The sequence below is a fragment of the Echinicola rosea genome, assembly GCF_005281475.1.
Taxonomy (GTDB): domain Bacteria; phylum Bacteroidota; class Bacteroidia; order Cytophagales; family Cyclobacteriaceae; genus Echinicola; species Echinicola rosea.
Genome location: NZ_CP040106.1, coordinates 1,370,063 through 1,391,191 on the forward strand (window position 1 = coordinate 1,370,063; position 21,129 = coordinate 1,391,191).

19 protein-coding genes are annotated in these 21,129 nt (G+C 45.3%); 3 read left to right on the plus strand and 16 right to left on the minus strand.

Annotation, left to right across the window (positions count from 1 at the left end):
• The first annotated feature begins 38 nt into the window (after positions 1-38).
• Complete coding sequence (locus tag FDP09_RS05685; protein ID WP_137401729.1) at positions 39-266, plus strand: DUF2905 domain-containing protein; 228 nt, start codon at positions 39-41, stop codon at positions 264-266.
• A gap of 342 nt (positions 267-608) precedes the next feature.
• Here the strand turns inward: FDP09_RS05685 and FDP09_RS05690 are convergent, their stop codons facing one another.
• Both FDP09_RS05690 and FDP09_RS05695 read right to left on the minus strand, forming a co-directional pair.
• The gene (locus tag FDP09_RS05690) at positions 609-1,076 is read right to left on the minus strand and encodes a hypothetical protein (protein WP_229683535.1); all 468 of its coding nucleotides are present in this window, start codon (positions 1,074-1,076) and stop codon (positions 609-611) included.
• A gap of 12 nt (positions 1,077-1,088) precedes the next feature.
• The gene (locus tag FDP09_RS05695; RefSeq protein WP_137401730.1) at positions 1,089-1,676 is read right to left on the minus strand and encodes a hypothetical protein; all 588 of its coding nucleotides are present in this window, start codon (positions 1,674-1,676) and stop codon (positions 1,089-1,091) included.
• Between the two features lie 78 nt (positions 1,677-1,754).
• Here FDP09_RS05695 and FDP09_RS23715 point away from each other — a divergent pair, with 78 nt between their 5' ends.
• On the plus strand, positions 1,755-1,904 hold the full coding sequence (locus FDP09_RS23715) for a hypothetical protein (RefSeq protein ID WP_187328806.1): 150 nt from the start codon (positions 1,755-1,757) through the stop codon (positions 1,902-1,904).
• Positions 1,905-1,941: 37 nt separating this feature from the next.
• Here FDP09_RS23715 and FDP09_RS05700 read toward each other — a convergent pair whose 3' ends face one another.
• From FDP09_RS05700 to FDP09_RS05710, 3 genes are all read right to left on the minus strand, one after another.
• Positions 1,942-2,565, minus strand: a complete 624-nt coding sequence (locus FDP09_RS05700) for a class I SAM-dependent methyltransferase (RefSeq protein WP_137401731.1) — start codon at positions 2,563-2,565, stop codon at positions 1,942-1,944.
• 33 nt (positions 2,566-2,598) lie between these two features.
• Complete coding sequence (locus FDP09_RS05705) at positions 2,599-3,054, minus strand: hypothetical protein (protein ID WP_137401732.1); 456 nt, start codon at positions 3,052-3,054, stop codon at positions 2,599-2,601.
• 99 nt (positions 3,055-3,153) lie between these two features.
• Positions 3,154-3,507 (minus strand): DUF3127 domain-containing protein, encoded by a 354-nt coding sequence (locus FDP09_RS05710; protein ID WP_137401733.1) that lies wholly within the window; start codon positions 3,505-3,507, stop codon positions 3,154-3,156.
• 949 nt (positions 3,508-4,456) lie between these two features.
• Between FDP09_RS05710 and FDP09_RS05715 the strand changes: the two genes are divergently transcribed.
• A complete protein-coding gene (locus FDP09_RS05715; protein WP_137401734.1) occupies positions 4,457-5,824 on the plus strand; it encodes an MATE family efflux transporter in 1,368 nt (455 codons plus the stop codon).
• 82 nt (positions 5,825-5,906) lie between these two features.
• Here the strand turns inward: FDP09_RS05715 and FDP09_RS05720 are convergent, their stop codons facing one another.
• From FDP09_RS05720 to FDP09_RS05770, 11 genes are all read right to left on the minus strand, one after another.
• Complete coding sequence (locus FDP09_RS05720) at positions 5,907-8,441, minus strand: phosphocholine-specific phospholipase C (RefSeq protein WP_137401735.1); 2,535 nt, start codon at positions 8,439-8,441, stop codon at positions 5,907-5,909.
• 263 nt (positions 8,442-8,704) lie between these two features.
• Positions 8,705-10,177 (minus strand): SusD/RagB family nutrient-binding outer membrane lipoprotein, encoded by a 1,473-nt coding sequence (locus tag FDP09_RS05725; RefSeq protein WP_137401736.1) that lies wholly within the window; start codon positions 10,175-10,177, stop codon positions 8,705-8,707.
• 30 nt (positions 10,178-10,207) lie between these two features.
• Positions 10,208-13,351, minus strand: coding sequence for a SusC/RagA family TonB-linked outer membrane protein (locus FDP09_RS05730; RefSeq protein ID WP_137401737.1), 3,144 nt, complete (start codon positions 13,349-13,351; stop codon positions 10,208-10,210).
• Between the two features lie 475 nt (positions 13,352-13,826).
• Entirely contained in the window at positions 13,827-14,399 is a 573-nt protein-coding gene (locus tag FDP09_RS05735) for a precorrin-2 dehydrogenase/sirohydrochlorin ferrochelatase family protein (RefSeq protein WP_137401738.1), read from the minus strand.
• 73 nt (positions 14,400-14,472) lie between these two features.
• Complete coding sequence (gene cobA / locus FDP09_RS05740; RefSeq protein ID WP_137401739.1) at positions 14,473-15,237, minus strand: uroporphyrinogen-III C-methyltransferase; 765 nt, start codon at positions 15,235-15,237, stop codon at positions 14,473-14,475.
• The gene (locus FDP09_RS05745) at positions 15,234-17,336 is read right to left on the minus strand and encodes a HEPN domain-containing protein (protein ID WP_137401740.1); all 2,103 of its coding nucleotides are present in this window, start codon (positions 17,334-17,336) and stop codon (positions 15,234-15,236) included. Before FDP09_RS05745 ends, cobA begins: the two co-directional genes overlap by 4 nt.
• Before the next feature lie 55 nt (positions 17,337-17,391).
• Complete coding sequence (locus FDP09_RS05750) at positions 17,392-18,651, minus strand: sulfate adenylyltransferase subunit 1 (protein WP_137401741.1); 1,260 nt, start codon at positions 18,649-18,651, stop codon at positions 17,392-17,394.
• A gap of 56 nt (positions 18,652-18,707) precedes the next feature.
• Entirely contained in the window at positions 18,708-19,607 is a 900-nt protein-coding gene (gene cysD / locus FDP09_RS05755; protein ID WP_137401742.1) for a sulfate adenylyltransferase subunit CysD, read from the minus strand.
• Between the two features lie 68 nt (positions 19,608-19,675).
• Entirely contained in the window at positions 19,676-20,377 is a 702-nt protein-coding gene (locus FDP09_RS05760) for a phosphoadenylyl-sulfate reductase (RefSeq protein WP_187328807.1), read from the minus strand.
• Positions 20,378-20,382: 5 nt separating this feature from the next.
• Complete coding sequence (locus FDP09_RS05765) at positions 20,383-20,628, minus strand: DUF2061 domain-containing protein (protein ID WP_137401744.1); 246 nt, start codon at positions 20,626-20,628, stop codon at positions 20,383-20,385.
• A 73-nt stretch (positions 20,629-20,701) separates the two neighbouring features.
• Positions 20,702-21,118, minus strand: a complete 417-nt coding sequence (locus FDP09_RS05770) for an RrF2 family transcriptional regulator (protein WP_137401745.1) — start codon at positions 21,116-21,118, stop codon at positions 20,702-20,704.
• Positions 21,119-21,129: the final 11 nt, after the last annotated feature.

Below are 21,129 nucleotides of genomic sequence, written 5' to 3' on the forward strand. Positions count from 1 at the left end.
TTATTGTAAAAAACATGCGTAGCAAGTAATTTAGTCATATGAACAGTGAGACAGGAAAATGGATTATAGGCATCGGCTTGGCCATAGTAGCAATTGGCCTGATCGTATATTCCGTAGGGGATAAATTGCACTGGCTTGGAAGATTGCCTGGTGATATTCACGTGGAAAGGGAAAATTTCAGCTTTTACTTTCCCATTACCACCATGATCTTGGCCAGCATTATCATCTCACTGATTCTTCGTCTCGTGCATTACTTGGGAAGATAATTTTAACCTGCATTCCAAGACATCGGCAAAAAGTGACGTAAAGCAGCTACCCTTGACTAAACGGCACCGATTTCGGGTTTAATTTCGGCTCTATATGGACTATAGTGGGTAAAGATATTAGTCCGGTCAAATTAATGTTGATTCATGTTCCTATTCAGTGGGCAATTTTCTATTCTGCCTTGAGGTATTTGACGTTAAGAAATCAAAGAAGTGGGCTGGAAAAGGGTGTGGCAATCCCGAAATACTGAGACTGCCACGGATTCCACCCCTCATATCTCCCTCTAAGCCTCGCAGTGACGATTTTATAATCGAACTGAGGTCCATAGTAAATCATATAGAACCTTAATTTCTAATTCCCTCTGAGAAAAAATTCTTCTTCCACATTTCTCTACAGACAAAATTGACACAATCTAAAATTTGGTAGATGTTTTTGGGCAGGAAGGGGCTCAGACTGATTTGGTAGTTGCCATGTCGATCCTTTTGGATGTCCATTTCATATTGGGTTTTTAGTTGTAGCAATTCTCTTGGAAAAAAAATCTGCACATGGGTGGAGGTGATTTCAGAATGAATGCCAAATCGCTTCTTCTTGTGGTGAAACCGATGCTGAACAGATTTTTCCTGAAACAATTTTTCGGATATGTGAAGGGCTGATTCTTGCCACAGCTTCGGGTTCAACTGATGGGTGACTTGGATATTTCCCTTTAGAAACTTATAACTTACATGATGGTCCAGCTCCAATTTTACGGGCAAGTTGTTTTTAATGGATAAAAACCTCCAAAGGTTATCGATTTTTTTTACGTCCATTTTCATGGTGTTTTGGGTTTATTCTACCAGCTGAAAGTAATCTTCAGCAGTTGTTGAAAAGGCCGCTTGTTCTTCTTCAGTTTCCAGAATAGGATGCCATTCATTGGCAATCTTTACTTGAAACTTGGTTTGTCCGTCTATCAATGGCCAGATTTTCTTGACAAAATGATGATGACTCCTTCGATCTCCTTGCTGAAAACCAAGGGTGTCTTGAACCTGCTTATCCTTAAGCCACCTCACGTACACTTGTGCTTCATTTTGAAGCCTTTGCGAAGGCTCAATAAAGATATAGGCTTTATTTCTTATACGGCTTATGATAAGAGAAAGGTTGAAAAATATCAAATTTTTGTCCTTGAAACGGCTCTTTAAACGATATATTTCCAGTTTTGCCTCCCTGTTTTTATCAATATCGTAATAGGCCTGTCTTACATTTTTAAAATACAGTAGGTTGGAATCTGTGACATGATCAGGGCCTTTGGAAGAGGAATTATCGGCTCGGTAGTCGTTAAAAAATGACAGGATCAACACAATTCCCACCGATACAAGACCGAAGATCTTCATGATCTTGATCAGTTCGGGTGTCAATATCGAATCGTTGGATGGCATAAGGTTTTTACGCATTAAATGTAACTAAGGTAAGCACGACTGCTTTGAAATCGTAATGTAAACCATAACTTTACAGACATGTTTGACCTGAAAAAAAATATTCGTTTTCGCATCGGATCAGAAGATTGGGAAATGCCTATGGGCGTGCTTTTACTCTTGTTGGGGATTACCCTTGTGATGGTAATAGGAGGGGCTTATTTGGGATATTATTTTGGGAAAGCCCATTGATAGAGACTGGTGCGTGACCATGGCAAGCAGGGGCTGGTCAATTTGTTTTTTCGAAGCTGCAAAACACAAAATCTTGAATTCCGCCTGCTGGTGTGGGGTGCTGTTCATAAAAACATTTCCCCTTTTGGAAACCTTTGTCAAAAATACCAGATAATTTTTCAACAGAATATTGCTTGATGGGGATACCGCTACACCTTTTGGGTCCTCGTTCAGAAAAAGTGCCAATGATCATTTTTCCATTTTTTGCCATGTGATTGTTTACTGATGCATGATAAGCGGCAATGTCCTCATCGCTGGTGAGGAAATGAAAGGTGGCCCTGTCGTGCCAAAGGTCATAGGTGTCATTGGCATGAAAGTCTGTGATATCCGTCACTACCCATTTTATTTTATCGGCCTTATGGCCTAGTCTTTTTTGGGCTCTTTTGATCGCACGGGATGAAATATCCAGCACGGTGATGTTCTGGAAGTCCCGCTGCAGTAGATGGTCCGCCAAGAGGCTATCCCCTCCACCGATATCGATTATCTTCGCCGATAATGGCAGCTGCATGTCATCGATAAATGCTAGGGAAGTCTTGGGCACGGGCTGGTACCAGCTTACGGTGTTCAGCGGTTTTGTTTCGTAAATATTTTCCCAATGGTTTTTTCGGTTTTTACTGTCCATGCCTGCTAAGATTGATTAGGACGGAGAAACCCGTCAAAATAGCCCCCATCCATCATCATATTTACAGGAAGGGTCAAAACCTTTTACCCAATCCACAAATAGTGATTTGAAATCGTTGATCGCATCCCTGAGCAGCTGTAGGTGTTCTTCAGCATGATTGTCCACCATGGCCACGGAGTAGGTCATCGAGTTGAGGTGTCTGGCGTGTACTTTCATAAAAACGGCATTTTCCATTTTCAGGATATAGTCGTCCACGCCCTCTGCGCCACCAAATTTGCCGCAGATCACCGTGGCATCTTCCAGCATGAAGGTACCGTACATCTCTTTGGCACTTTCGTCCAAAACCCCTACCAAGGCTTCAGTAAGGTGCAGAATGTCATTGGCTTTCTGCATTAACGGATGTTTGTTGATGCGGTCTTGTTCTTTTCTGAAATCCTCTTCATCTCCATCATCCCACTGATTGTCATCGTCATCAAAATCATTCCACATACACTTCAGATTTACTTTTTAAGCTAACAATAAAAAAGGACTGTACCAACAGGTGTGATACAGTCCCTAAATATAGTCTTTTTGCTAAACCTGCCTCAATTAGAACGGTAAAATATCTTCACCACTTTCATCATTGAAGGTGCTTACTTCTGGGCTGCCAGATGCTGCTTGGCCACCAGCGGGAGCACCGCCTTCCTTGTCCACTCGCCAAACCTTCACATCGGTGTACCATCTGCTGTTATACTCACGGCTTTCAATTTCTATTCCCGCTTTGATGGTGTCTCCTTGCTGCATGCCAAATTGGTCGATTTTGTCCCCCCAGACGGTCAGACAAACTTTTTTGGGGTATTGGCCTTGGGTCTCAAGAATGTAATCTTGCTTTCTCCATGTCCCGTTTCTACCATTGCCGGATTGCTCCGGCATAATTTGAATGATTTTACCGTTTATTTCCATATTGTTATTTGTTTTTATTGCTTTCCCAAACCACGAAGGTACTCATTCACCCCTTTTATTAAAAAAGACCCTCTCTAATTTCTCAAAGTTTTTTGGACGCCTTGGCTGAATGCCCTTGGGGATAAATGAATTAACCCGGTTTATGCATGCCAATAGTATCAAGGATGACTGCTCCTAGTACAAAAGGTCAGTTGTGTTTAAAATGACAAAATTCCAGGGACAAAAGCATTTAAACCCGCATTATGCATTAGCCTATCTATTACGATTCCTAATGCTTAAAACGGGCAATGCCGTTTAGTTAGTGCGTATCTGGAAAATACGGGTTCTATATTTTTTCCTTGGGCAGTTATTTTTCTAGCTAAATCCCTAGGTGGTTTTCATCCCTTTACCTTTGTCACTTTTTTGCTGCAGGTCAAAAAAGTAACCAAAAAACCCCGCCGCTACGCCACGGCGCACAGGTGTGCAGCTATTGGCCTAAAATTAAAACCTCCCCTCATGCATGCAAACTCCTCCTTTTCTAGCTGCCAACATTCTTTTTGGGAAGTATTTCGTCAAACAAGCCTGCCTTTTTGCCCACCCGCTATTTAATTTCTTAACGCCCAATACCTGCAAGGCGGATTCAGTTAATAAGTCCCGTAAAGGTATCGCTTCCTTTTGACGGCCCTTGGTATGCCTGTTTTCCAGCCATTCGGTAAGATAGGCTACTGCGCTTTCCCATGTACAAATCGGCGCAAAGTGCCAGCGGCAAGATAAATTTTGTAACCTACGGATTCATCCGCAGAACCTTAAGCGCTCCTCAAGCTCCCGAAGGAGTGCCAGCGGCAATGATGATAGCTATGCCTACACGAAAATTGTTTCCTTTCAAAACACTAAAGGCTTTTGCCCTGACAAAACTCCCCTTTCCAGATGCTATTTCTTTATGATTAATTATCTTTGACCAACTGTTTTTATGCAAGCACCGAAAGAGAAAAAATATACAGAAGGAAAGTTAATTTCTGCCCTTGTCAGCCTTGCCTTTCCGATCATATTAGCCAATGTCCTTCAAACTGCCTATCAGCTGATTGATACTTTTTGGCTCGGTAGATTGGGGGCCAATGCGGTGGCAGCGGTGAGTGTGAGTTTTCCTATTCTCTTTCTGATCTTGTCGGTTGGAGCTGGGCTTACGCTTGCCGGTACGGTGCTCGTCTCTCAGCATAAGGGAGCCAATAATCAGCCAATGGTTGATTCGGCCTCTTCTCAGACGGTATTTGTGGTGTTTTCTGTTTCGGTCTTACTCGCTATTGTGGGGTATTTTTCTGCTGGTCCCTTGATGAGGCTGATCGGTGCAGGCCCAGAAATCTATTCCGATTCGGTGGACTATTTTAAAGTATCCTCACTGGGATTTGTCTTTCTCTTCATGTTCTTCGTGTTCCAGTCCCTTATGCGTGGTATCGGCAATGTCAAGCTACCGGTGTATGTGGTATTGGTTACCGTATTGCTCAATTTGGTGCTTGACCCGCTTTTTATATACGGCTTTGGTCCCATCCCAGGCTTCGGTGTAGCGGGTGCGGCCGTGGCCAGTGTCATTACGCAAGGACTGTCGGCCATCGCAGGCATCTATATCATGTGGAGAGGAAGGCATGGCATTCAAATCCATTTTTCTGAAATGAAATGGGATCCTTCTTGGGCCAAAAAGCTCTTCCAGCTTGGGTTCCCTTCGAGTATGGAGCAATCGGCCAGGGCTTTGGGAATGATCATGATGGTCATGCTGGTAACAAGCTTTGGTAGTGAGACGGTCGCTGCCTATGGTGTAGGAGCCAGAATGCTGAGCTTTGTCATCGTTCCGGCATTGGGATTGGCCATCGCGACGACTACCCTAGTAGGACAGAATGTAGGGGCGCAAAAACTCAAAAGAGCAGAAGAAACAGGCTTGCTCAGTGTGAAAGTTGCCTTTTTTGGGCTGACAGGCATCGGTGTGTTGTTGTTTCTGTTTGCAGAGAACCTGGTGAGGTTTTTCGTTCCCAATGAGCCGAATGTCATTGCAGATGGGGCACTTTTCATAAAGATCATGGGGCCTAGTTTTGGCTTTCTTGGCGTGCAGCAGGTGGTCAATGGTACTTTTAATGGAGCAGGATTTACCAAAGCTTCCATGTTTGTTTCTTTCCTGAACCTTTGGATTATCCGATTTCCCGTGGGCTATTATTTGGCTTACCATACCTCATTGGGTCACGAGGGGATTTATTGGGCTTTCCCCATCTCCAACTGGGTTTCGGCCATCGTAGCTTTCATCTATTTCAAGACAGGTTACTGGCGAAAGCGGATAGAGGCTGGAGATTAGAAGGTTTAAAAAAATGTATAACCTCCCCGCTCAGCGGGGAGGTTATACATTGATCTTTTCTCTTTCTTCTTGGCTCTTTTGTCTAACTACCACTCACTTCTCGGCCCATAAAAGGATCCGAAATACTGTCCTTGCCGGTTTCCAGTCTGCCCGCATAGCGCACCTCAAATGTGCTAATACCGGGAGATTGGAGTTTGAAATCATACCAGCCCTTGGAAGATGATGTATCCAATGTAAAGCTTGCTTCGTCCTCAGCATTTACCTTGAATGCCTTCTCAAGATTTTGGTAGGTCTCGTCCGCTAGTTTTAAGTTGAGGGCCTGTAAGGAGCTAACGTTTTTGACGGTAATTTTCAGCTTATCCGTATAGTTTCTCCGTTTTTTGATAGGCTTGCAGTAAAGCTCCACACGTGGTCCTTGCGCATCACCCAAAAACTCCCTGAAGTACCCATTTGGTCCATAGACCCTGAGGTGGTAGCGGCCATTTTCAAAGGCCTCCAAAGGCCACTGGTACTGTACAGTATCGCCGGATTTTACGGCAAAAGCCCAGGTCTTGACAGGCTCATATGTTTCGGAAGATTGGTTCCAGTAGTTACCGGGAGCATATACATTAAATGGTGCTCCAAGGGACTCGTCTCCGAAGATATCCGTGGCCGCTTCAAACGTCACCATGAAGTGTTTTCCATCTTCGCTGACTTTGCCATCTACATAAAGTTCGTAAGGAAGGCTATTGGAGGGTTTGGTACCGGGCTCCTGCTGGGGTAAAGCATCATTTTGGGGATCAGCTGCTACTTTACGGGCTTCGTCCTCTGTTAGTGTCTTGAAGTTTTTGGGTAGGTCCTTGAATTTTGCATTGTAAATCTGCTGGACGTGCTTGGTTCTGTCCACCCATGCTGGCAAATCTATATCTTCACCTTTATACGGTCGGAAAGCTGATGTCAAGTCACCGCTGACCGCTCTTCGCCATTCACTGATATTGGTTTCCTTGATGGTTTTTCCGGTTTTTTTGGAAAGCCACTTCTCCATTAACTGAATGGTGGAGGTGATGTCACAGACTTGCGAATTGACCCAGCCACCACGGGTCCATGGAGAGGCGATCACGAGTGGCACCCGGTAGCCCAGGCCTACAGGGCTGGTCCTGGAATCTTCTGCACTAAATCCAGCAGCCTGCTCTTCTTCTTTGGTCACAAATTCCCCTGTGGTATCCAGTCCATCCGAGGCTTTTCCATTGTCGGGATCATTTGGATTTGGGGCTACAAAAGGTGGAACATGATCAAAATAACCATCATTCTCGTCATAGTTTAGGATAAAGATGGTCTTTTTCCAAACCTCAGGATTTTGGGTGAGGATATCCATTACCTCAGATACATACCAGGCTCCGTACCAAGGGGCACTTGGATGATCGGAAAATTTCTGTGGGGCTACCACCCACGAAACAGCCGGCAACTTCCCTTCCTTGACATCCTTGCGAAATTGATACAGCACGTCGCCCTTAGGAATGTTTGTTTCGCGCTGCTCAGGACCGTCAGCGTAAGTTAAGGTCTCCACTTTATGGTAATTTTTGTCGCCACTGTTGGTGGCAAAAGCCTTTTTATGAAGACGCTGCTCTCTTTGGGACAGTTGGTTGAATTTCTCGGGGTTCCAAGTGGCAAGGTATTCCTTCAGTTTGGCCTGTTCGGCTTTCTTTTCTGCGATTTGCTCGGAGAGCGCATCTTTATCCACATCAGGCTTGGGCAGATTTGCTTCCAAGGCCTCTAGCTCAGCCGGTAATTCTTGCTGTCTTTTTTTCAGGTACTGGTAATGGCCTTGACTGTACCTTACCCCAAACTGCTTGAACCACTCGAGGTTATTATCGGTAAAATTGGCCAGCAATGAACTGTCTTCTACGCCGGTAGGAAGACTGATTTCGTTTTGATAGACCTTCCAGGAAATTCCCTCGTCTTCTAATCTGTCCGGGAAAGTAGCCCAATCCACCTCATGGCTGTAGTTTAGTTCTCCATTGCGGACCCTGGCTTTTTCGCCCTCACCGTGGGTCATTCCTGCCCAGAAATAATTTCTGTTCGTCGTGGTTCCTGTCAGGGAGGCACAGAAGTGCTGGTCACAGACGGTAAATGCATCGGCCAGCGCATAGTAAAAAGGAATATCCTCACGGCTGTAATAGCCCATGGTCATCGGCACATCGCGAAATTCCGCACGGCCAGATCTTTTGGCCTCTATCCAGCCATTGTATTTGCCTTCATTGCGGGCATCCACTTGGTTTTCCCAACTATGGGGAATATCACGCATCCAAGTGGCTTTGGTGTCTTTGATGTCAAACCGAAATGGGGCAAAACGATTGCCGTTCTTGTCCGGCTGTAACCAAACGGGATTCTTGTCCGGCAGGCTGATCGCCCGTGGATCATTAAAGCCCCGGACACCCTTTAGCGTGCCAAAGCAATGGTCAAAGGAGCGGTTTTCTTGCATGAGCATGACGACATGCTCCGCATCGTAAAAAGTGGTCCCTGGATCTGGCGAAATGGCCAGTGCTTTCTCGATGGAAGTGGGCAATACACTCCACATCCCGGCACTGCCAGAAAGTAAGGCGGCCTTCTTTAAAAAATCTCTTCTAGAATCGTTCATGTCTCTTATGCAAATCAGGTTGATACTTTAAAACTAATCATTTAAAGTAAAAAGAAGCTACCAAGGCTGGAAGTCACTCAGGAATTTAATGGGCTTTTTTTAATTCCTTAGCGGAGAAACCTTTAAGTTCTTTCTGCCTCGATGTCCTATATTTATTTTGCTATAAAGCCTCAAAGTCACCAAGAAGAAGGTCGGGATATTCTGTTTTAGAGTATTTACCTGATAATACCTTCATGTCTTAGCGCCTTTGAGGCATAATTATTCTATTCCAACCACCAAGGCATTTGGTTAATCTGATCGTTGCCTTCCCCAAACTGGCGGGTAATGGCTTCGGTTACATTGGTGGCGTTATAATTGTACTCTGACTGCGGATAGATCCATCGATAGGGGATCGCCACACCTGCAGGTCTCCTGAAAGAAGGATATCCTCCTACTCTGTGGTATTCATAAAACGAAGTCCATCCCAGCTGGAAAAAGGACTGCAGGTATTTTTGCATGATAATAAGCTGGATTTCCTCTTCCTCAGAAGTGGCTGCGGAGAAATTATTGATGGACTTGGTCAAGTAAATATTGGCGGCTTCTTCGGTCACGTAAGTGGCATATTCTTCGGAATACAGCTCATAGAATCTAAAAGATGCTTTTACCGCGGATTCATACAGTGCGCCAGCATCAGCAGTGATCCAGCCCCTAACGGCAGCCTCGGCCAGGATTAGCTGCTGTTCTGCAAATCCAAGCAGCATATAAGGTTCGTTAACGGGGTCTTGGTGATAGCGTTCGTTTACTTTGGAGACATTTCCTTGCGTAGCTTTTTCGTTCACTTCAGCATAGGGAGCGGCTGGATCACCACCCTCATAAGCAGTAAAATCATCAATGGCCTTTCCAGCTTCCTTGGCTGATTTGGTCTGGGTGCAATAGATGAACAACCTGGGATCTTCCCGCTCTTGAAGCCGCTGGATAAATGTGGAGTCCATATACATACCGGAGCTAAAGCTACTGCTGTTAAATGTAGGATACCGGTTGTTTTGCTGGTCAAGGAATACCACTTGACCGTTTTCTTCCACATTTTCCATCAGGGGTTGATTTTGATAGATTGTGGCGAATTCACTCACATCGATACTGCCACTTTTTTCGGAAAGGGTCAATATCACCTTAAGTCTAAAGGCGTTGATCAATTTTCTCCAGCTGGTCAGGTCACCGTCATAGATGATATCACCGGCGATGATGTTATTGGACTCGGCCAAGATGTCATTGGCTTCCTTTAGCTCGGCAAGGATGCCTTCAAATACCGCTTCTTGGCTGTCATATGCTGGAGCATAGTTTTCTTCGTTTTCTCCTTTTAAGGATGCAGTATAAGGTACGTCTCCGAAGGTCATTGTCAGGTTATAGAAGTGGTAGGCCCGGAAAAACTTGCCCAATGCCACATAAGTCATGTCGTTGATCCGTTCACCTTCTTCGATCATCTTGGTCACGTCGCGCAAATCGCTGTAGGCTCCGTAGCTTCCCCTGGCCCATTTGTAATATTGGTTGGTGTTTTCACCATCAGTTTGCACGAGCATTTTGAGGGCGTAAAGTGGGGAAGTTCCTTGATAGGACCTAAACGCTTCCCATTCGATATTGGTCAGCAAAAGCTGCGGATGGGTCTCTGTAGGCAGGTTAGGATTGACATTCATCTCCTGAAGGTTGTCACAGGATGCCAAACCAATCAATGCCGCAAATAGGATAAGTATATTTTTCATTTTCTTATAATTTCGTAATTGCAAAATCCCTTAAAATGTAGCCTTCAAGGTAAACCCTACATACCTGGATGAAGGATCTTGGAGGTTATTGTCATCACCATAGTCCGGATCCAAAAGCGGCATTTTTTTCCACATGGCAAGGTTATAGCCGTAAAGCGAAAGGTCCAGCTTTTTGATCTTTTCGGACTGCATGATGTTCATCAGGTCATAGGTTACCGCCAGCCTTCTCAACTTGAAATAAGAGCGGTCAAAGACATTGGCAAAGGTCTCGCTTTCTTCTTCGGTTACCTGCGCTTGGTACGGGTAAATTTGTGACCAGGTCTGCCAGCTTACGGCTGTGGTGTTTTGCGCGTACTCACGGGTATCAGAGATGACATTGCCATCTACGTCCCTGGTAAGCTCGCCACCAGTGACTACTACGCCTTCCGGTACGTAAACAGGTTCTCCTGCTGCATATTCTTGGTCTCTGTAGAGCACGGAGTTTGGATGCTTGCCGCCCCACCACATTTTTTCGATGGTCAAAGATCGGATCAAACCACCCCATGCACCGTCCACGTCCATATCGACTCTGAAGTCCCCGATGCGGAAGCGGTTCTGAATGCCTAATCTCCAACTTGGATCCAAGTGGCCGATTTTGGTCGGGTAGGGGTCCTTGGTCGGTAGGCCAGTGTTGGCGTCCAGGATAACCTGTCCATCGGCACTTTTCTGCCAAACAGTGGCATAATATGCATCTGCGCGGTCATTCTTTCTTAGGTTTCCATAACGATCTTCACCACCGTAGATGTCCGTGATTCGCCTCACAAAGCGCGTCCAGTTCAGTCCAATATTCCAGTCAAATTTGTCGTGGTCAATGGCCAAATAATTCATCATGATCTCCACGCCGTTGGTTGTATATTCATTGCCATTTACCTTTCTGGAAGTGAATCCGGAAGCTTCGGAAATGCTGAGGTTGATGATCTGGTTTTCGTCCAAGATGCGGTAATAAGTACCTTCCAGTGTCAATCTTTTCTGAGCAAACGAAGTACTCAAGCCTGCTTCAAAAGTAGTGGATTTTTCTGGCTGGATAGCCGGATTGACCAATCCTGATGGATAATACACCGATGGGGTGGAGCCGTAGGTGACGCCTTTGTTATAGGTGGCCTGCAAGCTATATGGATCCAGGTCACTGGATACTTCTGACCAAGAAGTATATACTTTCAGGTAATCCATGGCCTTCGGCAAAGTGATGAATTCGGACACCATCGCACTTAAGGATGCTGAAGGATAGAAGTAGGAGTTAGTCGAAGCAGGAAGGGTAGAGGACCAGTCGTTTCTTCCGGTAAGGTTTAGGAATACCGAATTCCACATTTCCAAGTTTACAGTACCATACACACTCCGAATGGCTTTTTCGCGGAAAACGTTGGATGCTTGTACCGGTCCTTGTGTATTGCTAAGGCTATAAACGCCCGGAACGATCAATCCATCAGAAGAGGCATATTCCTGCTGGTAGGTCCTCCGGAAACTTGACGCACCGGCATTTACACCGAAGGAAAAGTTATCCGTAAGGGTCTTGTAATAGCTTGCCAAGAAATCGGTGTCCAAGTTGAGCTGGTCATCATTCCACATTTTATAATCGCCGTTTCTGGAATCACCGTAGTTCATGTAAGATTTAGGACTTTGCATATCGCTGAAGTCCGCCCTTTGTCTGGCCGATATCCTACCCTGAATATACAGGTCTGGTGTGATCTGATATTTCAGTTTAAGCTTTCCATCCAGTGTGTTTTGGTCAAATTGCTGGTTCAATTCATGGGCTGCAAAATACACATTGTTATACCATGCGTAATTGTAGTTGGCCTGGCGGTATCCTTCCAGTCCTGGCACGTACATGTGGTCTTTCAGGTCTTGGCCGTTCACGTCATCACCCATCCAGATCAGGATGGTGTACATGTGATTTTTGGGGCCATAACCGTATCGCGGGTAATTGGGAGAATAAACTTTGTTATAACTTGCCGTCGCATCAAGCTGCAAGTTCTCCAGTAACTTAAAGGAAGAATTAAAGGTTAACCCGCCTGTGGTAAGGGAGGTGTTTGGCACCTGTCCCTTCTGGTTGGAGAAGTTGCCCGAGAAGTAAAACTGTGCCCGATCACCTTGGTAGGCTACAGAAAAATCATTCTTGGTAACGATGCCAGTGCGCAAAAAGTCCTTCAAGTTATCATGTCTCACCCACGGGGTAGGTACACGCTCATAACGGGATTTGTCATCATATACGGTTCCGGCTACATTTCCATACCATTCGATGGTTTCGCCAGTTTCCTTATCTCTGATGGGACTGTTCCATTGCGGCACCATCACGCCGGGTTCAAACTTCGGCCCCCAGATCATATCACCATCTGAGATCCCGCCATCAGCACCATCCCAGAATTCGTATTTTCCATTAGAGCCGTTACCATACTCCGTTTGGGTTTCGGGAAATACCGTAAATCCTGCTGTTACCATATTGCTGGTAGATGCCGTGATCGTAAGGCCTTCTTTGGAGGCATTTTTTCTGGTGATCAGGATGGCACCATTTTTTCCTCGGGCGCCATACAGTGCTGATGCAGCTCCCCCCTTCAGGACGTTGATACTTTCGATGTCGTCAGGAGAAATGTCATAAAAATCCGTCTCCACAGGTACCCCATCCAATACGATCAGGGGAGTTTTACCCCTTAAGGTGAAATTAGGAGATTGGAACATCCCGGTGGGGTTGGTGACCGTCAGGCCGGCCACTTGACCTGAAAGCGCATTGCCGACATTCATGGTATTGGCCTGTTCCAGCCCGTCAGTATTTACTTCTTGGGTAGCATAGCCGAGCTTTTTCTTTTGCTGCTTGATACCGATGGCCGTTACGACCACTTCATCGAGGCTCTTTTCATCCTCAGTAAGGGTGATATCAATGTTGGATTGGCCGTTTACAGGGATTTCCTGAGTGGTAAAGCCAATAAAACTAAATTGCAAAACTGCATCAGTGGCCGCTTCAATGGTATAATTACCTTCAAAATCGGCAACGGTACCCTTGGTGGTACCTTTGATCATAACCGTAACTCCCGGCAGCCCCATTCCAGAGGCGTCGGTTACCTGTCCAGTGACCTGATCTTGGCCGATAGCCAAAAAAGGAAACAAAAACAGCAATAGTAAAATAGTAAAAGCCTGTTTCATAAAGAAATGTAAGTTATAGGTGGTAGATGATTGAAATTCAATGAATTGCATAGCTGTAAGGTCTGTTATTGCCTTAATTCGTCGCAAAACTATCGCTTCAATCCGTACCAATTCAAAAGTTTCGATTATCTATGTTTTAATTCAGGATAGGCAGTCTTAAGTAAAAATTAACATTCATTAATGGCCCAAATCAACTATAGCAGCATAAGTCTATCGGGTATCAAAAAAGTATAACCCTGTTAGGATTAAAATGACGAATAGCCAATTTTAATAGAAATAGGACTATTAATAAAAAGTTAATGAAAGTAAGTATGTAAAAGAGAAATGATTCGTAAATAAAAAAACAGATAGAAACTATCTGTTCTTTATAAAATTAAATCAACCGCATATATGTTTTTTGTCGAACAGTTGAGATTGGCAAACCATCAAACTGTTCTTTTTAGCCTTTTCCAGTGGTAAAGTGGGCAGGAATATTTTACTTCACTAGGAGTTCTTTCGTCAGTTTGTTTAGGGCCTCTACTTTATATTCGAAGTCGCCTTTTAGCGTATCCCGATATTGATGGATGTTTTCGACCATTTCGTTGATGTCATCAGGGATGACTTCTTCCAGAAACTGGCGCAGTCGTTTGGCAGTAGTCGGTGATTTGCCATTGGTACTAATGGCGATCTTCACATTCCCTTTGGTGACAATGCCGCCCAGATAAAAATCGCACAGCTCTGGCGTATCGGCAATATTTACCAATAGATGCTTGGCTTTTGCGTCCTGTTGGATCTGCTTGTTTACTTCCTTATCGTCAGTGGCACCAATAACGATGTGACGGTTTTCGAGATAGGTTTTATCATAGGCAGCTTCGATGAGCTGTAGATTTTCCGTTTTGGCTGCAATCGCCTTGATCTCATCTGAGATTTCCTTGGCAAGAACGGTTACGTTGGCTTTTGGACTGGATTTGAGTAAAAAGCTTAATTTTTCCAGCCCCACGTTTCCTCCTCCTACGATCAAAGTGTCCAGTTGTGCTACTTTTAGAAACACGGGGTAAAGTTCATTCATGGTGGTTATGGTTTATGTGTTAAAGTAGCATCGGGAATGGGTGATTTTCCCGATGCTGTTGATGTTTATGACGCTATGCACTGATAGCTTCTCGATATACTTCCATTAATTTAGGACTCTCTCGTACCACCTCGCCGATGACAATAACAGCGGGTGCTCCAATGCCAGATGCCTGTACTTTATGTTCGATGTCATGTATGTGACCGGCAACCACTTTTTCATCCGATGTAGTACCGCTTTGAATCAGGGCAATGGGTGTGTTTTCCCTCCCTGCCTGAGTAAAGGCCGCTACGATCTCCGGAAGTTTTCTGGTGCCCATCAAGATGACTACCGTTGCTGTGGATTGGGTCGCCAGCTGTATATCACGGGACAGCTGGCCTGATGAGGTAGTGCCTGTAATTACCCAAAAGCTCTCTGAGATACCACGCTTTGTCACAGGAATACCCTGGTAAGCGGGTACAGAAATGCTAGAGGTAATCCCTGGAACCACTTCAGTCTCTATACCAAATTGCTGAACATAGTCTATTTCTTCAGCTCCCCGGCCAAACACAAAAGGATCTCCACCCTTTAGCCGTACCACATGGCCGTGCTTGAGGGCATATTCCACGATCAACTTGTTGGTGTCCTGCTGGGGATTCCATTTGCACCCATGCCGCTTTCCTACAAATACCTTAAGGGCATTTTTGGTGGCATGTTTTAGGAGCGCTTTATCCACTAATGCATCATAAAGTATCACATCCGCCTTTCCCAGTGCCAAAATGCCTTTGAGGGTGATCAATTCCGGATCACCAGGGCCGGCACCGACCAAAGTCAATTTCGGTGTGATGGCTGATATCATGCTTCTACCTCCTTCGCTCTGTAATCGCTAATGGTATGATAAACTTTCTCGGCTTTTTCGTAATATGCTTTCGCAAAGGCTTCCGTAGGAGCGTTTTGCTGAATTTCATACACGATATCTGCAAAGCTGCCATCCAACTTGATTTTTCCTGAATCTACGAATGTTTCGTCAAATTGCTTCACGATATCTGCATAAGAATTGGTTTTCTTACCTTCAGAAACCAAGATGGCTTTAGCCGTATTTACCAAGGTGGCATAAGTATGGTACACGCTGTCTGACCATTTCTTGTCATTGAAGCTGTCCTCGGCGTTGGCCAGCTTTTCCCTGGCTTCCAAGAGCAGGGTGGCTACCAAGTCGATGACCACACCGGCACATTCCCCTACACCGACAGCTTTGACATATTCCTGCTCATTGCCCCAGTCGATATAATCGCTGTCCACGATATCGTCCGTGCTGGTCAGTGGCTTTAAGAATTCATAGAAATACATTTGCCCTTGACGGTCATAATATTCTACGAATACCTCATCTTTTTCAGCATTTTTTTCATAATCGTCAAGGATCAAACGGAGCGCTTGAGGAGCTCGTTTACTTGGGATTTTGATGACTTTATCTGCAAATCGCCCTTGCCCATGACCCAAAGTGGCCCCACCAAGCAAGACTTGCAGGGCAGGAATGACGGATTTGCCCACTTTGATGGACATGCCCTGAAACCCGATAGAGGCCATGTTGTGTTGGCCACAGGCATTCATGCAGCCCGAAATTTTAATACTCAGGTTTCTATTGGACAGGTACTGGGGATATTCTTTGAAGATTACTTCTTCCAGTACATGTGCGGCACCTGTGCTGCTCGCAATACCCAGGTTACAGGTATCTGTACCGGGACATGCCGTCAGGTCCCCAAGTGTATCATAGCCATAGGCCACAAAATCCAGTTTTTCCAATTCCCGATAAAAGAATGGTATTGCTTCTTTCTTTACATCCCTTATCAGGATATTTTGTCGTAAGCTGAGGCGGATTTCGTCATTGGCGTATTTGCTTACCAAGTCCGCTAGCTGACGAGCCTTGTCGGTGTAGAAGTCGCCCAAGTGCACCTTGATGCCTATGGAAACGTATCCTTCTTGCTTTTGAGGCAGAACATTGGTGTTTAGCCACCTTTCATATGCTTCGCCTGTGGGTGTTTCCACTGCTGGAATTTCAGGATTTGGAAGCTTCTGAGCGGCTTCATATGATTTATAATCGATGGGATATGACTGGAATTGAAGGGCTTTCTGCTCTTCCGCTACCAGTTTCATAAACTCCTCTACTCCTATGTCCTTGATCAAGAACTTCATCCTGGCCTTCATCCTTTTGGCACGCTCGCCGTGGCGGTCAAAAATTCTGACCACCCCTTCAATGAAAGGAATCAACTTATCGGTCGCTAAAAACTCCTCGATCACATCAGCATGTCTGGGCTGCGAACCCAAGCCTCCGCCAAGGAGCACCTTAAAGCCACGGACTTCTTCACCATTTACCGTTTTTACCTGAGGGATAAAGCCCAAGTCATGCAGGTAAGTGAGGGCAGTGTCATCTTCAGTGGCCGAAAAAGCCATTTTGAACTTCCTCCCCATTTCTTGGCAGATCGGATTTCTCAGCATGTATTTAAAGGTCGCATCCGCGTAAGGAGTCACATCAAATGGCTCCTTGGGATCTACCCCGGCAGTTTCTGAAGCAGTGACATTTCTGACGGTATTTCCGCAGGCTTCACGCAGTGTCACATCATCTTTTTCCAGTTCTGCCCATAGCTCAGGTGTCCTGTCCAAGCTTACATAGTGGATCTGGATATCTTGTCGAGTGGTAATATGTAACCTTCCCGTAGAATATTCATCAGAAACCTTACAGATTCTGTGCAGCTGTTTGCCGGTCACCTTGCCATAGGGCAATTTGATCCTGATCATCTGCACACCCGGCTGACGCTGGCCGTAAACGCCTCTGGCCAACCGAAGGCTTCTGAATTTCTCTTCGTCTATCTTACCGTCCTTGAAAAGCGAAATTTTCTTTTCAAGTTCGATAATGTCTTTTTCCACGATGGGATTCTCTATCTCTGTTCTAAAGCTTTGCATAGTGGTTGTTTTGATTTTTGGGTGAAAAGCCCAGTCCGCCAAAGCGGAAAGGGTGCTATTGGATGAACCCTACGCTGGTCGTATCAAAGGAACCCTCATCGATAAGGATAAAGCTTCCGTTGGACTTGCTCTCTTGGTAGGGGTCAAAGTGAATAGGCTTGCTGAGCCTGAAGTTCACTTTACCGATATCATTTAACTTCAACTGGTCCGTTCCCTCTGTACCGGAGAAATCAGTATGTACCAAGCCCTCTATGCTATCTACTTTGGCCAACACTTGGTTTACGCCATGTTGAAGGATGTATTTGGCCCCAGTCCTTAGCGGTTTGCTGTTTACCTGACAAATGGTGGCTGACAATTGCTTTTCGGATTTTGGCAGTTCATTGGACTTTACCAACATATCACCACGGCTAACGTTCACTTCATCCTCTAGGGTGATGGTCACCGAGCTGCCTGGGATCGCCTCGTCAAATTCCTGATCGAAGAAATTAATGGATTCTACCTTGCTGCTAGTGAAAGATGGCAGTACCGTCACTTCATCGCCCACGGCTAGTTTGCCTCCGTAAAGTTTGCCCGCAAAACCACGGAAGTCATGGTGTGCATCTGTTTTTGGTCTGACCACATATTGCACGGGAAACCTCGCTGCACTGTTGTCTTCTGATTCGTCAATCTCAAGTCCTTCCAAGTAATCCAAAAGGGATGGTCCTTGATACCAGTCCATATTCTCGGATCCACCGGCTATGTTGTCACCGTGCAGGGCACTAACTGGAATGAACCTTACCTGGTCTTCTGAGTAGTTGCTTTTCTCGATCAGCCCTTCAAAATCCTTCTTGATATCTTCGTACACCTGCTGGTCATAGTCCACCAGGTCCATCTTGTTTACTGCCACAATCACATGGCCTACGCGCAGCAGGTCATTGATGAAGAAGTGGCGGTAAGTCTGCTCGATCACTCCTTTTCTGGCATCGATCAGGATGATGGCTGCTGCTGATGTGGAAGCGCCAGTCACCATGTTTCGGGTGTATTCCACGTGTCCAGGAGTGTCCGCGATGATGTAATTGGTTTTTTCGGTATTGAAATAGATGTGAGCTACATCAATGGTAATCCCTTGCTCCCTTTCTGCTACCAAACCATCCGTGGCCAATGAGAAGTCAAGGTAATCAAAGCCTTTTTGCTTGCTATTGCGCTCAATGGCTTCCAGCTTGTCGGTGGTCAGGGACTTTGTGTCGTAAAGCAGTCGTCCGATTAGCGTGCTTTTTCCGTCATCTACACTACCTGCCGTCGCTATATTGATCAGTTTTCTATTTTCAGTGCTCATAAAATCTTGTCTCTTTGTTCTATTCTCTCTCGATACTTTCTATGGCTTACTTACTGCTAAAAGTAGCCTACTTTTTTACGGTTTTCCATGGCGGCCTCGGAGCGTTTGTCATCGATTCTGGCACCACGCTCGGAAATCGTACTTGCCCGGATTTCATCCACTACTTCTTCGAGTGTTTCTGCTTCAGAAAGTACAGCTGCCGTACAGGTCATGTCACCAACTGTCCTGAATCGGACCATTCGCTCTTCAACTTGCTCGTGCTCTTCCCTGTAAACATGCTCTGATGCGGTCCAGATCATACCGTCCCGCACAAAAGTTTCCCGCTTATGGGCAAAATAGATAGATGGTATCTTGATGTTTTCGGTTTTGATGTATTCCCATACGTCCAGCTCTGTCCAGTTGGAAATCGGGAAAGCCCTCACGTTCTGTCCGTGGTGGATCTTTCCGTTCAGCATATCAAAGAGCTCTGGGCGTTGGTTCTTTTCATCCCATTGGCCGAAGTCGTCCCGGACGGAAAAGACCCGTTCTTTTGCCCTGGCTTTTTCTTCGTCTCTACGGGCTCCACCAATACACGCGTCAAACTTATGCTCTTCGATGGCGTCCAGCAGCGTAGTGGTCTGCAGGGAGTTTCTACTTGAATAACGGCCCCTTTCTTCCTGTACTTTTCCTTGGTCGATGGAGTCTTGGACATTGGCCACGATCAGTTCCAGTCCGAGCTCTTCCACCAACTTGTCGCGGAATTCGATCGTTTCGGGAAAATTATGCCCCGTGTCCACGTGCAATAGAGGAAATGGGATCTTTGCAGGATAAAAGGCCTTTTGAGCTAATCTTACCAGGGTGATGGAGTCTTTTCCACCGGAAAACATCAACACCGGTTTTTCGAATTGGGCAGCCACTTCACGGATGATGTGAATGGATTCGGCTTCTTTCGGATTAGGAACAAACGTGTTTTTCATGTGCTATTATTGTTTTTATCGGAAGCTCTGGGCAATGGTTTTTCCATACAAAGCTCCAAGCGAAACTTCTATTTTATGTGTAATCCACATTCTTTATGCGAAACTTCCCACCACCATCTGCCGGCGCGTGGGTCTTCACCAGGTTCGATCGCACGCGTACATGGAGCACAGCCAATGCTGACGAATCCTTTGTCGTGAAGTGGGTTATATGGGATTTTGTGTTCACTGATGTATTGGAGCATGTCTTCAGAGGTCCAATCCAGCAGGGGGTTGAATTTCATGATCTGGTTGCCTTCGTCCCATTCAAGCTTTTGCATGGAACTCCGGTTGTTGTTTTGTTCGGAACGTAATCCGGTAATCCAGATACTGTTCCCCGCAAGTGCCCGCTTGAGGGGCTCTACCTTACGGACGTAGCAACAGCTTTTTCTGTTTTCTGGGGATTCATAGAATCCATTGATCCCTATATCGCCGACCAGTTTTTCCACCGAGTTGGTAGTGGGATAATAGGGCTTTATTTTTACTTTATATCTGCTTTCGGTTCTGGCCAAAAGGTCATAAGTCTCATAAAATAACCTTCCAGTATCCAAGGTAAAAATTTTTACCGGAAGATTATGCTTGGCGATGATTTCTGTAATCACCTGGTCTTCCTGGCCCAAGGAGGTGGAAAACACAACCTTTCCAGGAAACAACTCACACAGCTGGGCCATTGCCTCTGCGATGGAGAGGTTGTCTAGCCGGGTGGACAAATCTTTCAAAAGGTTCTTTTTCATGGCAATTATTTGTTATCGGATACTCTCGCCCAAGCCCGCTCGTGAAAATAGTAAAGCACCATTTTGCTTACCACTTCGATGGAGCCGATGGACAATGCTGTCTTTATCTCTCCTGTGATCAGGTAGGAGATCACCATGGTATCTATAGTGCCCACCATCCTCCAGGAAATGGATTTTAAGACACTCTTTATATTGGTGTCTTTCCCCTCCTCATCTACAAACCATTTTTTGATAGACTGATCAAAAATCATAGGTTTTATAATTTGTTGAAAGACAAAAGTATATAAAACCTATAAAAAAAGTAGGGTTTATAGGAAAATTTTTTCACTCTTTGTCTAAGATGTCAGATAAGGTTTTGTTTTCCAGTATGTTAAGTGTCTCATCTCTCACTTGGATCATGACTTGGTTTAATCCACATTTCTCTTGGTCCCTGCACTCTTCACAGGCTTCATAATAGTTTAAACTCACACACGGTAAGAGGGCTATCGGGCCATCCAAAAGTCGGATTATCCTGGACAAGGGGATGTCCTTTGGTTCTTTTATCAGGTAATAGCCACCGCCTTTTCCTTTTTTACTTCCCAAAAAACCTGCCTTCTTCAATTCCAGCAAGATATTTTCCAGAAATTTGTGTGAGATACCGTGCTCTGCGGCAATGTCTTGTATCAATACTGAGCCTTCTTCCTTATGCTTTCCCAGGTAGGTCAACGCATGAAAGGCATATTTGGTTTTCTTGGATAACATCTTACAAAAAT

Excerpts from the sequence above, each read along its gene's own strand:
- FDP09_RS05760 (WP_187328807.1), bottom strand. The coding sequence starts at position 20,377 with ATGAAAAAGAACCTTTTGAAAGATTTGTCCACCCGGCTAGACAACCTC.
- FDP09_RS05735 (WP_137401738.1), bottom strand. The coding sequence starts at position 14,399 with ATGAATGAACTTTACCCCGTGTTTCTAAAAGTAGCACAACTGGACACT.
- FDP09_RS05690 (WP_229683535.1), bottom strand. The coding sequence starts at position 1,076 with ATGAAAATGGACGTAAAAAAAATCGATAACCTTTGGAGGTTTTTATCC.
- cysD (WP_137401742.1), bottom strand. The coding sequence starts at position 19,607 with ATGAAAAACACGTTTGTTCCTAATCCGAAAGAAGCCGAATCCATTCAC.
- FDP09_RS05730 (WP_137401737.1), bottom strand. The coding sequence starts at position 13,351 with ATGAAACAGGCTTTTACTATTTTACTATTGCTGTTTTTGTTTCCTTTT.
- FDP09_RS05695 (WP_137401730.1), bottom strand. The coding sequence starts at position 1,676 with ATGCCATCCAACGATTCGATATTGACACCCGAACTGATCAAGATCATG.
- FDP09_RS05720 (WP_137401735.1), bottom strand. The coding sequence starts at position 8,441 with ATGAACGATTCTAGAAGAGATTTTTTAAAGAAGGCCGCCTTACTTTCT.
- cobA (WP_137401739.1), bottom strand. The coding sequence starts at position 15,237 with ATGATATCAGCCATCACACCGAAATTGACTTTGGTCGGTGCCGGCCCT.
- FDP09_RS05705 (WP_137401732.1), bottom strand. The coding sequence starts at position 3,054 with ATGTGGAATGATTTTGATGACGATGACAATCAGTGGGATGATGGAGAT.
- FDP09_RS05700 (WP_137401731.1), bottom strand. The coding sequence starts at position 2,565 with ATGGACAGTAAAAACCGAAAAAACCATTGGGAAAATATTTACGAAACA.
- FDP09_RS05765 (WP_137401744.1), bottom strand. The coding sequence starts at position 20,628 with ATGATTTTTGATCAGTCTATCAAAAAATGGTTTGTAGATGAGGAGGGG.
- FDP09_RS05715 (WP_137401734.1), top strand. The coding sequence starts at position 4,457 with ATGCAAGCACCGAAAGAGAAAAAATATACAGAAGGAAAGTTAATTTCT.
- FDP09_RS05725 (WP_137401736.1), bottom strand. The coding sequence starts at position 10,177 with ATGAAAAATATACTTATCCTATTTGCGGCATTGATTGGTTTGGCATCC.
- FDP09_RS05710 (WP_137401733.1), bottom strand. The coding sequence starts at position 3,507 with ATGGAAATAAACGGTAAAATCATTCAAATTATGCCGGAGCAATCCGGC.
- FDP09_RS05685 (WP_137401729.1), top strand. The coding sequence starts at position 39 with ATGAACAGTGAGACAGGAAAATGGATTATAGGCATCGGCTTGGCCATA.
- FDP09_RS05745 (WP_137401740.1), bottom strand. The coding sequence starts at position 17,336 with ATGCAAAGCTTTAGAACAGAGATAGAGAATCCCATCGTGGAAAAAGAC.
- FDP09_RS05770 (WP_137401745.1), bottom strand. The coding sequence starts at position 21,118 with ATGTTATCCAAGAAAACCAAATATGCCTTTCATGCGTTGACCTACCTG.
- FDP09_RS05750 (WP_137401741.1), bottom strand. The coding sequence starts at position 18,651 with ATGAGCACTGAAAATAGAAAACTGATCAATATAGCGACGGCAGGTAGT.
- FDP09_RS23715 (WP_187328806.1), top strand. The coding sequence starts at position 1,755 with ATGTTTGACCTGAAAAAAAATATTCGTTTTCGCATCGGATCAGAAGAT.